The 13847-nt window shown below is 36.8% G+C and carries 13 protein-coding genes and 1 pseudogene; 13 read left to right on the plus strand and 1 reads right to left on the minus strand.

Annotation, left to right across the window (positions count from 1 at the left end; genetic code table 11):
- Positions 1-60 precede the first annotated feature (60 nt).
- The 7 genes from ACIQ7T_RS21895 (at position 61) to ald (ending at position 10502) form a co-directional block, all read left to right on the plus strand.
- Positions 61-1695 carry an amidohydrolase gene (locus ACIQ7T_RS21895; RefSeq protein ID WP_402873488.1) on the plus strand — a complete coding sequence of 545 codons (1635 nt, stop codon included), beginning with the start codon at positions 61-63 and terminating at the stop codon, positions 1693-1695.
- A 308-nt stretch (positions 1696-2003) separates the two neighbouring features.
- Positions 2004-3275 carry an APC family permease gene (locus ACIQ7T_RS21900; protein WP_402873491.1) on the plus strand — a complete coding sequence of 424 codons (1272 nt, stop codon included), beginning with the start codon at positions 2004-2006 and terminating at the stop codon, positions 3273-3275.
- A 54-nt stretch (positions 3276-3329) separates the two neighbouring features.
- Positions 3330-4718 (plus strand): APC family permease, encoded by a 1389-nt coding sequence (locus tag ACIQ7T_RS21905; protein WP_402873494.1) that lies wholly within the window; start codon positions 3330-3332, stop codon positions 4716-4718.
- A 77-nt stretch (positions 4719-4795) separates the two neighbouring features.
- A complete protein-coding gene (locus ACIQ7T_RS21910) occupies positions 4796-6049 on the plus strand; it encodes an ArgE/DapE family deacylase (protein ID WP_370081329.1) in 1254 nt (417 codons plus the stop codon).
- Between the two features lie 527 nt (positions 6050-6576).
- A complete protein-coding gene (locus ACIQ7T_RS21915) occupies positions 6577-7887 on the plus strand; it encodes an aminotransferase family protein (protein ID WP_402873497.1) in 1311 nt (436 codons plus the stop codon).
- A gap of 22 nt (positions 7888-7909) precedes the next feature.
- Entirely contained in the window at positions 7910-9331 is a 1422-nt protein-coding gene (locus ACIQ7T_RS21920) for an aldehyde dehydrogenase family protein (RefSeq protein ID WP_402873500.1), read from the plus strand.
- A 25-nt stretch (positions 9332-9356) separates the two neighbouring features.
- A complete protein-coding gene (ald, locus tag ACIQ7T_RS21925) occupies positions 9357-10502 on the plus strand; it encodes an alanine dehydrogenase (protein ID WP_370081323.1) in 1146 nt (381 codons plus the stop codon).
- Between the two features lie 131 nt (positions 10503-10633).
- Here the strand turns inward: ald and ACIQ7T_RS21930 are convergent, their stop codons facing one another.
- On the minus strand, positions 10634-10858 hold the full coding sequence (locus ACIQ7T_RS21930; protein WP_370081321.1) for a DUF2188 domain-containing protein: 225 nt from the start codon (positions 10856-10858) through the stop codon (positions 10634-10636).
- Between the two features lie 266 nt (positions 10859-11124).
- On the opposite strand from ACIQ7T_RS21930, the gene ACIQ7T_RS21935 reads away from it, so the two are divergent.
- The 6 genes and pseudogenes from ACIQ7T_RS21935 (at position 11125) to ACIQ7T_RS21960 (ending at position 13694) form a co-directional block, all read left to right on the plus strand.
- Positions 11125-11571 (plus strand): recombinase family protein, encoded by a 447-nt coding sequence (locus tag ACIQ7T_RS21935; RefSeq protein WP_370081319.1) that lies wholly within the window; start codon positions 11125-11127, stop codon positions 11569-11571.
- A 23-nt stretch (positions 11572-11594) separates the two neighbouring features.
- Positions 11595-11711, plus strand: a complete 117-nt coding sequence (locus ACIQ7T_RS21940; protein WP_402873504.1) for a helix-turn-helix domain-containing protein — start codon at positions 11595-11597, stop codon at positions 11709-11711.
- Positions 11712-11972: 261 nt separating this feature from the next.
- Complete coding sequence (locus ACIQ7T_RS21945; RefSeq protein WP_053483775.1) at positions 11973-12158, plus strand: antitoxin VbhA family protein; 186 nt, start codon at positions 11973-11975, stop codon at positions 12156-12158.
- Between the two features lie 3 nt (positions 12159-12161).
- The gene (locus ACIQ7T_RS21950; RefSeq protein ID WP_370081317.1) at positions 12162-12881 is read left to right on the plus strand and encodes a Fic/DOC family protein; all 720 of its coding nucleotides are present in this window, start codon (positions 12162-12164) and stop codon (positions 12879-12881) included.
- An 86-nt stretch (positions 12882-12967) separates the two neighbouring features.
- Positions 12968-13216 (plus strand): annotated as a pseudogene (locus ACIQ7T_RS21955) (IS66 family transposase); the annotation flags it as partial.
- 61 nt (positions 13217-13277) lie between these two features.
- Positions 13278-13694, plus strand: coding sequence for a His/Gly/Thr/Pro-type tRNA ligase C-terminal domain-containing protein (locus tag ACIQ7T_RS21960; RefSeq protein WP_370081315.1), 417 nt, complete (start codon positions 13278-13280; stop codon positions 13692-13694).
- Positions 13695-13847 lie beyond the last annotated feature (153 nt).

The raw sequence follows: 13847 nt of genomic DNA on the forward strand, positions 1-13847 counted from the left end.
TTCAATATATTGTTATGAGTTCCATTAGAAGTAAATCTTAGGTAAAGAGAGGAGTTATAAATGGTTATAGCTGATAAAGTTATTTCGAGTGAAGCAGTATTTACAGGTTTAGAAAATGAAGCAAAGCCAGCTGCTATTGCGATTAAAGGTAACAAAATCATTGCAGTAGGTTCGATGGAGGAAATAAAACCATTTATAGGTTTAGACACGAAGGAATATCATTATGGCAACCAACTCATTATGCCAGGATTTCATGATGCGCACCTTCATCTCATGTTTGGTAGTCTTTTCTCGCATGCAAGTATCAATTTATCGGATGCTCATTCGGAAGAAGAAGTTGCTAGTTTAGTAAAGCAATTTTCGGAAAACGTGCATGCTGATGAGTGGATTATAGGCTATGGATGGGATCATACAAATTGGGCAGAGAAATGCTTGCCGACACGTTTTTCTTTAGACAAAGTAGTTCCTAATCGCCCGATTATTCTTTTCCACGCAGAAGGTCATTATTCGTGGGTTAATAGTTTAGCACTTGAAAATGCTAGGGTTACAAATGAAACTGAAGACCCTCCTAATGGTACGATTCAAAAAGATGAAAATAATGAAATCACAGGAATTCTTCTTGAAACAGCAATGAATTTAGTTGTGGATATTGCTCTCGCATTTCCGGATAAACGGAAAGAAGAATTGTTTGAAGAGTTCTTAAAAAAATCAGCTCAATTAGGCATTACATCAGTAAATGATTTGTTTGCAAGTAGTTTTGATAAGTTAAATAGTTTCGATATGTATAAGGCATATGATGAAGCTGGAAAACTTACGACTCGAATTCATCTTTACCCTGAGTTAAATGATGATATAGATAGAGCGATAAACTTGCGTGAAAAGTACAATTCCGAAAAATTACAGCTTGCAGGACTTAAGCAGTTTATTGATGGTGTTGTAACTGGACATACCGCATACATGTTAGATCCTTACTTAGACAAACCTATAACACGAGGGAGTACTGCTTTTCCTGTAGAAACGATCAAAAACTGGGTGACAAAAGCGGACAAAGAAGGATTTCAAATTCGCTTTCATACAATTGGTGATGGCGCAGTTAGGCTTGCTCTAGATATATTTGAAGCAGCAAGGATGGATAATGGTGTGAGAGATTCACGACATGCGCTAGAGCATATTGAAGTGATTCATCCGACAGATATTAAGAGATTTAAAGAATTGGGGGTTGTTCCATCTGTACAGCCTTCTCATCTAGCATTGATGCCAAAAGAAAGTCATACTTTGCGTGTCGGTAAAGAGAAAGACCCTTATACGTATTTATGTAAAACGTTATACGACGCAGTTGAGTATATTGCTCTTGGTACAGACTATCCAATAGCAACATTAGATCCTTTTAAAGAAATTTTTCATGCGATTACGAGACTAGACTTTACTGGTGATTATGAGTGGAATAGTCAAGAGCAGATAACACTCGCAGAAGCGTTGAAAGCGTATACAAAAGGTTCAGCATACAGCACATTCAGAGAAAAAGATTTGGGTACATTAGAAGTTGGAAAATTAGCAGATATTATTGTACTAGATAAAAACCTCTTTGAAGTAGAAAATAAAGAAATTCTTCAAACGAAAGTTTTGTTAACAATTATGGATGGTGAAGTTGTTTATCTTTATTCAGCAGAAGACTCCCACCTCTATAGGTGCTGAGATGAATGCGATTTTGGTACCTTTTCAGTGGGTGTCCAAACACCTACTGAATAAAGATAAAAGCCTCCGGCGGATGTCACGGATTTTCAAAGGAATGAATTGTGCGGGCACAATTCAAAATCCGGACGCAATTACGCCAAGGCGTAATTGATAGTGAATCAGTCTACTATCCTACTATTTTAGTTAATTGATCATTTTACCGGGAAGATTTTTTTATTACTATTCGAGGAGTGAGAAAAATAAAACATCCAGTTAATTTGTCTAGATCGCTTTCTTTAACGTCTGTTGTTGTTACTGGGACGGCCTTTATGGCTTTAACTACAGTGTTTAGCACATACGGCATAGCCTCTAAAATATCTCATGGTATGGTCGCTGGATCGTATGTACTTGCATTAATTGTGATGATGTTTACGGCTCATAGTTATGGTCAAATGGCAAAAGCGTACCCCATTGCGGGATCTGCCTATACCTATGCGCAAAAAGCTATTAATTCTCATGTTGGTTTCTTAGTGGGATGGGCAATTTTAATGGATTATCTCTTGATCCCAATGGTTAACTTTTTACTCTTTGGTATTTTCTTCTCAGCTGCTATACCTGAAGTTCCACAGTATGTTTGGATATTTACATTAGTCGTTCTTGTGACGTTTGTAAATGTTAGAGGTGTAAAGTTAAGCGCAAATATCAACATGATTGTAACAGGCTTATCGGTATTATTTATAGTTGTCTTTTGCATCTTATCAGTTAAATCAATAGTAACTGGAACCGGGACTGGTATTTTATTTAACCTTGATCCCTTTATTAATACCGAGGAGTCATTTAAGTATATAGTTGCTGGTGCTGCACTATTATGTTTCTCTTTCCTCGGTTTTGATGCAGTTTCTACTTTTTCAGAAGAAGTAAAAAATCCGGAGAAAAACATACCGCGTGCAATATCTTTAGTAACAATAATTGGTGGATTATGTTTTGTAGTCGTATCTTATTTGGCACATAATGTTTGGCCAGATTATACGAGTTTTAAAGATGCTGATTCTGCTTCCTATGAAATTATTTTCCTAGTAGGCGGGAATGCCTTACAAGCAGCATTCCTAGCAAAAACTGCAGTGGTTGTATTTGGTTCCGCGTCCGCATCTCAAGCAAGTGCTGCACGTGTATTATACGCAATGGGAAGAGATGGACAATTACCTAAAAATTTTTTTGGAAAACTAAATAAAAGAACGAGAACCCCGGTTAACAACATTTTATTAATTGGTCTTTTATCATTATCTGCATTATTTTTAAGTCTAAACTTTGTCGCGTCTTTCATTAACTTTGGCGCCCTACTTGCATTTACTGCTGTGAATCTATCCGTTGTTTTTTTATATTACGGTAAGCGAATAGAACGCTCCTTAAAGGGGATTATCTTCTATTTGATTTTTCCATTAATCGGAGCAGTACTTACAACTTGTTTGCTTTTCAACCTAGATGTTTATTCGATTGCTCTTGGTAGTGTTTGGTTAGGAATTGGTGTTATTTATTTATTATTTATGACAAAAGGTCTTAAGCATAAACCACCAGTGCTCAATACAGATCAGATTGATTAGTCGCAGTTTAAAACATTAATGAAGCAGCTAAAAATATGTAAAGGGGATGGATGAATGACAGATAAAACTACGCTCAAAAGGTCATTAGGTGTTTGGTCAATTGTTGCACTGGGATTAGGATATATGACGCCTACAGTGGTCTTTGATACGTTTGGAATTGTATCAAAATTAACAAATGGTGTAGTACCAATGGCGTATTTTGTCGCCTTGTTAGTAATGGTATTGACAGCGATTAGTTATGGAAAGATGGTACAGGTATTCCCGGCAGCTGGTTCAGCATATACATACACCCGGGAAACAATGGGGTCTCACCTAGGATTCCTCGTAGGGTGGGCATCGTTATTAGATTATTTATTATTACCTTTAGTTAATGCATTAATTATTCGAATATATATGGAATCTCTGTTTCCGAATGTACCTGTTTGGATTTGGGTTTTTGCTTATGTCATTGTAGTTACTGCAATTAATGCTTATAGTATGGAATCAACATCCAGCTTAAACTTTATACTCGTTGTTTTCACGATTTGTTTAATAGGTATCTTCATAATACTTGCTTCTGTACAACTTTATCACGGTATGGGAAATGGTACTTTATTCACGATTCATCCACTATCACATGAAAATGTGAAATTAATAGCCGTTTTAACTGGGGCAACAGTAGTAGCTTTCTCGTTTATCGGTTTCGACGCAATAACAATGTATACGGAAGAAGCAAAGGATACATCAACAGTTCCTAGAGCAATCCTTCTAACTGTTTTAATCGGTGGGGGTATTTTCTTTATTGCTTCTTATTTTACACAAGCATTATTCCCGGATGTTTCTGTGTTCGAAAATGTAGATGATACATTGCCGGAAATAGGTTTATATGTAGGAGGGAAGTTATTCCAGCTGATTTTCATTGCAGGAGCTTTCGCTGCTACTGTAGCTTCAGGACTTGCATCTCATGCAAGTGCATCTCGTTTGCTGTTTGTTATGGGCAGAAATGGTGTACTTCCTAAAAAAACTTTCGGATACTTACACCCTAAATTTAGAACGCCTGTTTTTACGATTGTTTTGACGGGAATCGTATCATTATTTGCAATAGGACCAAATTTAGAATTAATTGCTTCAGTCATTAACTTTGGGGCATTAATTGCATTCACATTCGTTAACCTATCTGTTATTGTTCATTTCTATATACGTCAGAAAAGGAGATCAGGCAGTGAAACCTTTAAGTACTTAATTATGCCTTCTTTCGGAGCATTAGCTACTGGAGTTCTTTGGTATCATTTACACGCTGATGCATTTATAGGTGGAATCGTTTGGCTTATAATCGGAATCATTTACATGCTGTTTATAACAAGATTCTTTAAAAAAGAACTTGGAAGCATGGACTCTATTGATGACTTGGAGTCATTAGATAAAGAGATTTTTGATGAAGAAAAGATTAAAGTCTTGAATTAACTATTTAGAGGATGAGAATCTCTTAGATAATCTTCCTCTTTTTAATGACACAAGAAGTAAATAAAGGAGTGATTGCTTTGAAAGAAAAAATTCGACTGTATATAGAAGAAAATAAAGAAGAATTATTTAAAACAATTCAAGATGTCGTACGTATAAAAAGCGTTGTTGGTAATGAACAAGAAATGCAATTATACATGAAAAAAAAATATGAAGAACTTAACTTGATTTTGCATGAGATTGAACCAAAATATGAGAAGGTTTCAGCTCATGAAGCGTTTATTGATTCAGGTATTCCGTTTGAAGACCGAAAAAATATTATCGGAATACATAAAGGAGTCTCCGATGGTAAGTCATTAACGATTCATGGACATGTAGATGTTGTTTCTCCAGAACCATTTTCAAACTGGACGATGGACCCATGGAGTGGAGATATTATTGGAAACAAGTTATACGGTCGAGGCTCTGCCGATATGAAAGCAGGACTTATTTCAAATTGGTTCGCATTGAAAACATTAATTGATTTAGGTTATCCAATTGCTGGAGATGTTCAGCTACATTCAGTAATAGAAGAAGAAGCTGGTGGTGGAGGCGGAGCTTTAGCATGTTTGGAGGAAGGCTTCGTAACAGATGGGTACATTTCGACAGAGCCACATAATTTGAATATGACAATAAGTCATGGGGGGATTATGTATTTCCGAGTGTACGTAAAGGGAAGAACAGCGCATGCTGGTTTAGCGCATGAAGGCATAAATGCTATTTCAAAAATGATGAAAATCCTAAGTGCGCTGGATGAATTAAGTGAATGGCGTGCTAAAAATGTTAAGTTTGATTTATTTGAAAAGGGGTCTGGACAGTCCGTTCACTTAAACTTAGGTGTACTAAAAGCTGGGGACTGGGTATCGACAGTTCCAGGGGAAGCGATCCTCGAAGGAAGAATTGGTTTTATCCCAGGGGAAACTCGCGAAGAAATTAAGCAACTAGTACAAGACACGATTATGAAATCTGTCTTAGGCGATGAGTGGATGGATAAAAATCCACCTGTTATAGAGTGGTTTGGATGGTCAACGGAGCCATGGTACCAAGATCCTGAGAACCCTTTTGTAAAATTATTCATCGAAAATGCAGAAGGTGTTATGGGACATAAAGTAGTAATGGTTGGAAGAGCTGGAGGAAATGATGCACGATTTACTCAGTATTACGGAAAACAAGGATTGTGCTTTGGGCCAATTGGAGAAAATATGCATGGACCAGATGAATGTGTTCATTTAGATAGCGTAGTAGAAGTAACTAATGTTTTGGCAAATTATATTATTAAGTGGAGCGAGAGTTAATCATCGTTAACTTTTGGGAATATCCATTTCAAACTAATATAGTGTCTCTCATAATGCTGCTAGCTTGGGTAGCTGAATGATTAGGAATGTTATGGAAAAAGGGGGTAGGCTTAATACAATTGGTATTAGATTTAAAACAAAATCTAGCATTAAAAATGACACAAGAAATGCAACAATCTTTGCAACTTCTATAAATGTCGTCTTTTGAATCGCATGACTATTTATCGGACAAGGCGATCAAAAACCATTTAATAACTAATGAGAAGATGGCACTTAATAAGTGAGGATTATTTGTACACTAAAAAAACTTTTAATCGGGAAATTATTAGTGTGGAAAATTATTTGATAAAACAAATCTCTCTTAACAATTTAATCGACGAAACAATTCCTGTATTCAAAATTAATGGAAAATTAAATTAATTTATTTCCGAAATGTAAGTAAATCACATTTTAGTAGTTGGCAAGCTTATTGTTTATTAATTGTGAGTGTATTGTTTAAAAACATTTAATAGAGAGGATGTATTTTTATGAAAAGAAATTATTCTGTTGAAGAACTTAAAGTGTTAGACCAAAAGCATTTTCTACACCCTACTTCGCCAGTAAAGACGGAAAATGGACCGGCATTTATTTTTACAGAAGGAAAAGGTGTTTATCTGTATGATATTACAGGTAAAAAAGTTATTGATGGTATGTCTTCACTTTGGAATGTGAATATCGGACATGGTAGAACAGAACTTGGTGAAGTAGCGAAGGAACAAATGGATAAATTAGCCTTCAGTTCTTGTTTTGCAACATTTAGTAATGAGCCTGCTATTCTATTAGCAAAAAAGTTAGCAGAATTAGCACCTGGTGATTTAAATACTACATTTTTTACGTCCGGTGGTTCCGAATCCAATGATAGCGCCTATAAATTGGCTCGTCATTATTGGATATTAAAAGGGGAAACTTCTCGAAAAAAAATTATCTCAAGATCGAGATCTTATCACGGGGTGGCAATCGGTGCTACAAGTGCGACGGGTTTAAAAGGATTTCGTGATTTTACAAATTCTAATGCACCGGATTTTCTATTCGTAGATCATTTCTCCATACAGGCTTTACGTGATTTGATTGAAACTGAAGGTCCAGAAACAATAGCTGCTTTCATCACCGAGCCAGTACAAGGTGCAGGAGGGGTGCATGTTGCACCGGATAATTATTTCAAAGAAATTCGTGAAATTTGCAATGAGTACGGTATTTTGATGATAACTGATGAAGTTATCACAGGATTTGGTAGGACGGGTAAGTTCTTTGCGATGGAACATTTTAATGTGGTACCGGATATGATGTGCTTTGCAAAAGGTGTTACTAGTGGATATGCACAATTAGGTGGTGTAATGATCTCAGAGAAAATACACCAAGAATTTTCTGAGTTATCAGAAGGAACTATATTGCATGGATACACTTATAGTGGTCATCCAATGGCCTGTGCAGTTGGGTTGAAAAACATTGAAATTATAGAGAAGGATAATTTAGTAGCAAATGCAGAAATTCGTGGTCAAGAGCTATTAGCAGGGTTAAAAGTATTACAAGCGAAGTATCCATTTATTGTAGATGCAAGAGGTTTAGGTTTAATGGCAGGTATAGAAATCTCTTATGAAAGAAGACTCCTCGCTCCGCAAATAGTGACAGAGGCAGCAAAGTTGGGATTAATATGTCGCTCTGTTGTACTAGATGCTCAAGATATTGTTGTATTTTCACCACCATTATCAATAAGCCAAAAGGAGTTAAGAGATTTATTAGATATTCTAGAAAAAGCGATTCAAGAAGTAGAGAATCAGGTATTGGCAAATAAGTTGTAATATGAAAGGTGAGGTAATTATAATGAGGAAAAATTTATTTATCAATGGGGATTGGGTGGAAGCAGCAGAGTATACAGAATTATGCTCTCCATATAGTAGCGAGGTCATTGCAGAAATACCGAAGGCAAATGTCGAGGAAGTAGAAGCAGCTTTAGTAGCTGCCGATGCTGCACGTAAAACGATGGCGAATATGCCTTTGTATAAGCGTGCGATTATTCTTGAAAAATTAGCTTCTTTATTAGAAGCACGTGCTGAAGAAGCAGCAGAGCTAATAGCACTAGAAGCAGCCAAGCCTATTTCAACCGCCAAAGCGGAAGTTCAGCGTACAATTCAAACGTATAAATTTGCTGCTGAAGAAGCAAAGCGAATACACGGAGAAACAATTCCTGTGGATGCTGCCCCTGGTGGAGACGGGCGCATTGCCTATACGGTTCGTGAACCATTAGGTATCGTGGCAGCTATTACACCTTTTAATTTCCCAATGAATCTAGTTGCTCATAAAGTAGGGCCAGCAATAGCATCAGGTAACACGGTTGTATTAAAACCTGCAAGTCAAACACCATTAACTTCCTATTTTATTGGTGAATTATTAGTAGAGGCAGGATTACCGAAGGGTGCGTTAAATATCGTTACTGGTGCAGGTTCTTTAATTGGTAACAAATTAGTCACGGATAATCGCGTGAAAAAGATTTCTTTTACAGGTAGCCCCGCTGTAGGTATTGGCATACGCAATCAAGCAGGTCTTAAGAAAGTAACGCTTGAACTGGGTTCTAATGCGGCTGTTATTATCGATGAAAATGTTAATATTGATAAATTAATTCCACGTGTCGTTTCCGGTGCATTTGCATTCCAAGGGCAGGTATGTATTTCAGTTCAACGAATCTATGTTCACGAAAAAATGTATGATTTGTTTGTAGATAAATTTGTAGCAGCTACAAAAGAGTTGAAACTTGGTGATCCCCTAGATCCTACAACAGATGTTTCAGCCTTAATTAGTCCACAAGATGTAAAACGAACATTAAGTTGGATTGAAGAAGCAAAGGAGCAAGGGGCAATTATTGCAACTGGTGGAGAATCTGAAGGGAATATCTTACAACCTACCGTACTATTAAATGTAAAACCGGAGCAGAAGGTTTCCTGTCAGGAGGTATTCGCACCAATCGTATCTATTATGAAGTTTACATCTATTCAAGAGGCATTTGATCAAGTAAATGACTCCAAATATGGTTTGCAAGCTGGTATTTATACAGATAATATCCATGTTGCTTTACAGGCAACGCAAAAACTCCATGTAGGTGGTGTCATTATAAATGATATTCCTACATTCCGTTTAGATCATCTACCATATGGTGGCGTAAAGGAAAGTGGTATGGGAAGAGAAGGGCTGAAGTATGCAATTGAGGAAATGACAGAAATGAAACTTGTAGTTATAAACCAAAACTAATAAAAAATGGGTAGGAGGAAATATAATGATAATTGGTGTACCTAAAGAAATAAAAAATAATGAAAATCGAGTAGGAATTACTCCAGCAGGTGTTGTGGCTTACAAAAAAGGTGGTCATGAAGTAATAATTGAATCGAGTGCAGGGCTAGGTAGTGGATTTACAGACCAAGATTATTTAGATGTAGGCGCTCAAATTACTAAATCGACTAAGGAAGCTTGGGATGTTGATATGGTGATTAAAGTGAAGGAGCCGATTCAGGAGGAGTACAAATATTTTAAAGAGAATTTAATTCTCTACACATACCTACATTTAGCTCCAGAGCCAGAATTAACGAAAGCTTTGCTTGAAAGTAAAGTTACTGGAATTGCTTATGAAACAATTCAATTAGATTCAGGTGCATTACCGTTGTTAACGCCAATGAGTGAAGTTGCAGGCCGAATGTCTGTACAAATTGGTGCACAGTTTTTAGAAAATTCCAAAGGAGGAAAAGGAGTTCTCTTAGGTGGTATTCCTGGTGTTGCACCTGGAAATGTAGTGATTGTAGGTGCTGGAGTTGTCGGGACGAATGCTGCGAAAATGGCAGTAGGATTAGGTGCAAACGTAACAATTTTAGACGTTAATATTACACGCTTAAGTCAAATAGATGATATGTTCCAAGGACGTGTTCGTACACTTGCATCAAATACCTACAATATCGCTGAAGCAGTGAAAACAGCAGATTTGTTAATTGGTGCTGTGCTAATTCCAGGTTCACGTGCACCACAATTAGTTTCAAAAGAAATGATTCAAACGATGCAAAAGGGGTCTGTTGTAGTGGATGTAGCGGTAGATCAAGGGGGTTCTATTGAAACAATTGATCGAATTACTACTCATAGTAATCCTACTTATGAAGTATACGGAGTTGTGCATTACGCAGTTGCGAATATGCCAGGTGCTTGCGCGCGTACCTCAACAATGGGCTTGTCAAATGTAACTGTTCCATACGGTTTGCAAATAGCTAATAAAGGCTATCTCCAAGCTGCTTTAGATAATCCTGTTTTAGCGAAGGGGATAAACGTAGTAAATGGAAAAATAGTATATAAAGCGGTAGCTGATGCACATGGATTACCATATACGGATCTACAAGTAGAATTAGCAGCAGATTCAACTTCGGCGTTAGCAGTTAAATAGAATAAGAGAAATAATGTTATTTGAAATGAAAGAAGGTGAAAATTGGTAGGGAACGTAATCTACCAAGCTTTCACCTTCTTTACTATTTTTAAATTTCGACCTATTAATATAGTGGTGAATAGATATTAATATTAGCCTCTTGGTGGATAAGGGTCGTTTCCATAACTATTTTTTTCACGGATTCGACCTTGTTTATTGTGTACAAGCAATTCAGATTTTTGGTTTATGGCGATATCTCGACCATATTGAATAGCTTCATATTGTGTGTTGAATATTTTGGTAGCTTTCGGATTGCCTGCTCCTTTAACCTGATAACCGCCATTTGGATGCGGTGTAATATGTTGATTTTTCCCCATTACATTATCTCCTTTGTTTCGGTTATTGTGGAAGGGGAACATATTATCCTCTGTTTATTCACTCCATTTTGTATTATTATTTACTATTTAAGTGAATTTCAAAATATTGGTATCCATAGATTAATAGTAATCAAATTACATTTTGTCTGTAAAACTATCGTTTTATAGACATTCTAAACAGCCTACTCAAATCAGCATTTGTCTATTTACTCATCTATAATATTTATTATATAAAACGTATGGTAATAGACAAAGTGAGGGATTTTATGAGTAGAATCATTGGTTATGCGCGTGTCAGTAACGAGGATCAAAATTTGGCTCTACAGAAAATCGCCATTGAAAAATATGCCAAGGAGCAAGGAATGGATCTCCTCTTATATGTCGAGAAAATTTCAACGAGAAAATCTGAGCGCACTGAATTAATTCATGCCCTTAAAGCAGCTGCTCCTTGTGATCGTTTCGTTGTATATAAACTAGACCGACTTGCTCGCAGCACAAAGGAGCTTTATCAATTAACAGACGAAATGGTAAAGCGACAGGTTGATTTCGTTAGTATTCGTGATAGCTTCGACACTACTAGACCGACTGGACGCGTCATGTTTGGGATGCTTGCCGTATTCGCCGAAATTGAACGCGATATTATCCAGCAGCGTACAAAAGCTGGGCTTGAGGCTGCCCGTAAACGTGGCAGAATCGGGGACGCCCTGCCATAGATACCTATACGAAGCGTCGGATTGTGAAGTTGTTTGAAAGTGGAGAAAGTGCCATGGATATTGCAAAAGAGTATGGAATTGGACGTAGCACGATTTATAAAATCTTGAATGAGAACAAAAAGGATGCAATCCTAAAGTGAAGGACCTTTTCTATAATTGCGGTACGCTTTGTGCGAAACAATTTTTTTGTTCGAAATCTAACCACAATTCAAGTGGATATGATTGCCTAGCTCTAAATTTTTCCACTGGCACCTAATGAATTTTTTCACTCAAACTGTAAACGCTAATGACAAAGGTTGAACAAAACCTGTGGGAATCGTGTAGTGATCTAACTATCATCTGATGCGTAAAAACTGATATAATAGAAATATACCAATAAAGTGAGGGGTGTTATATTATTTATGAAAGAAAATTCACGCCTAGAACGTAAAAAGCAAGTGCAATTCGCAGTTGGTATGGCTGCCATTGACGGTGGAAAACCGAGTGCATTTACACAAAACCTCTTAAACCAATATGAAAATGGTCAAGTATCATCCAGCCAATTGAAACAAGCGATTGTTGAAAAATATACAAGGGCTTCACAGTAATTTATGGACCCATATATTTATCCTAATACAAATACCTTAATCAACAAATTAAATATTCGAGATAAACAACAATTAATTGACGTTGAAGCACAGCTGTTAATCGCGGGGATTGTAGATATTTCTTCTATCACCCATGAGATTGACTTTCAAAAATATGAAAGTCTTCAAATGATTCATCACTTTCTTTTTCATGAGCTATATTCATGGGCAGGGGAATTCCGCACAGTCAATATTTTTAAAAGTGAACATGTTTTAAATGGATTATCTGTTGCTTATAGCGATAAAGATCACATTGTATCTGATTTGAAAACTGTTTTCAGTTGGTCTAAATCTAAGCAATGGAAATATTCTAATCCTCGTCTTGTAGAGGACTTTTCTACATTTATGACAAAACTTTGGCGTGTTCATCCTTACCGAGAAGGAAATACACGAGCGGTTTCGATTTTCATGAAGCTTTTTGCTGAAGCAAATAGGCTAGACTTCAATGCTCAATTGCTCTCACAACATGCAGGATATTTACGAAATGCACTAGTTCTTGCCGCAGTAGAAGAAGCTCCGGAACCACAATATTTATTGAATATGATGACAGATGCACTAGATGTAGTTGATTTCAATAAATTCAAGCCTGACGATGAAGCGTCTAGTAATTATCAAGTAATTGGGCAATATGATGTTTCCAAGTATGAAGAAAAACCCTTTGAAACGGATTTTGATAAGGAATAATTTTATTTACCGATTAAGTAGGTTCTGGTTATTTAATACACTAAAAAGGATGGTGATTTGTAATTGAATCATCATCCTTTTCGTGATATGGCCTGCTTACGAATGATAAGGACTTATCAAACTGGGTGATCCGTTCAGCTGAAGATTGGCTTCTACCGGTTTATGAACAGATGAAGCAGACATTAACAGCAAAATCTGTTCTACATGTGGATGAAACCTATGCGCAAATAATCAAACGTTCAGACGGAAAATCCGGTCAATCGAACGCCTATAATTGGGTGTTCCGAAGCGTGCCAAGTCAAGGACCGATCATCGTTCTTTTTCAAAAATCCGTTTTTAGCACGTGGGCTCGAAATTTACACAGGCACGATTTACGAAATTTTTTTAGCGGATGGCATGATTAAATCAAGCATCGGCAGCGGTGGTCGCTATGATAATGCGATTGGGGGACTACTTGGTACAAATGATTCATTTGCAACGGTGGGGATTTCATTTGGGTTAGATGTGATTTATACAGCATTTGAGCTAACAGGGAAAGCAGAGAAGCGAGAATCAGATATCGATATTTACATCATTCCAATTAGAGCAGAAAAAGAGGCACTTGTTTTGGCTACAGCACTACGTAACGAGGGCAATCGAGTAGAGGTTGAGCTAAGTGGCAAAAAAGTCCGAAAAGCAATGGATAAAGCCAATCGAGAGGATATCCAAAAGACAATTGTACTTGGCGAGAATGAAGTAACTGCGAATCGTTATAAAATGAAAGATATGAATAGTGGAGAAGAACAGCTATTTAATTTTGTGTTTGATAAATAATGAAATGCCAGGCTTTCTATTTAATAGAGGGCCAGCGTTAAGACTACCCAGCAATAATATGTGTTCAAGATTTAAAGCAATTGTACAAACAACAATTAATGAGATAGATGGGTTAGCATATACAAGACAGTTAAAAGATTTCAAGCTCGAAAT

The sequence above is a fragment of the Lysinibacillus sp. NPDC096212 genome, from assembly GCF_044763105.1.
Taxonomy (GTDB): domain Bacteria; phylum Bacillota; class Bacilli; order Bacillales_A; family Planococcaceae; genus Lysinibacillus.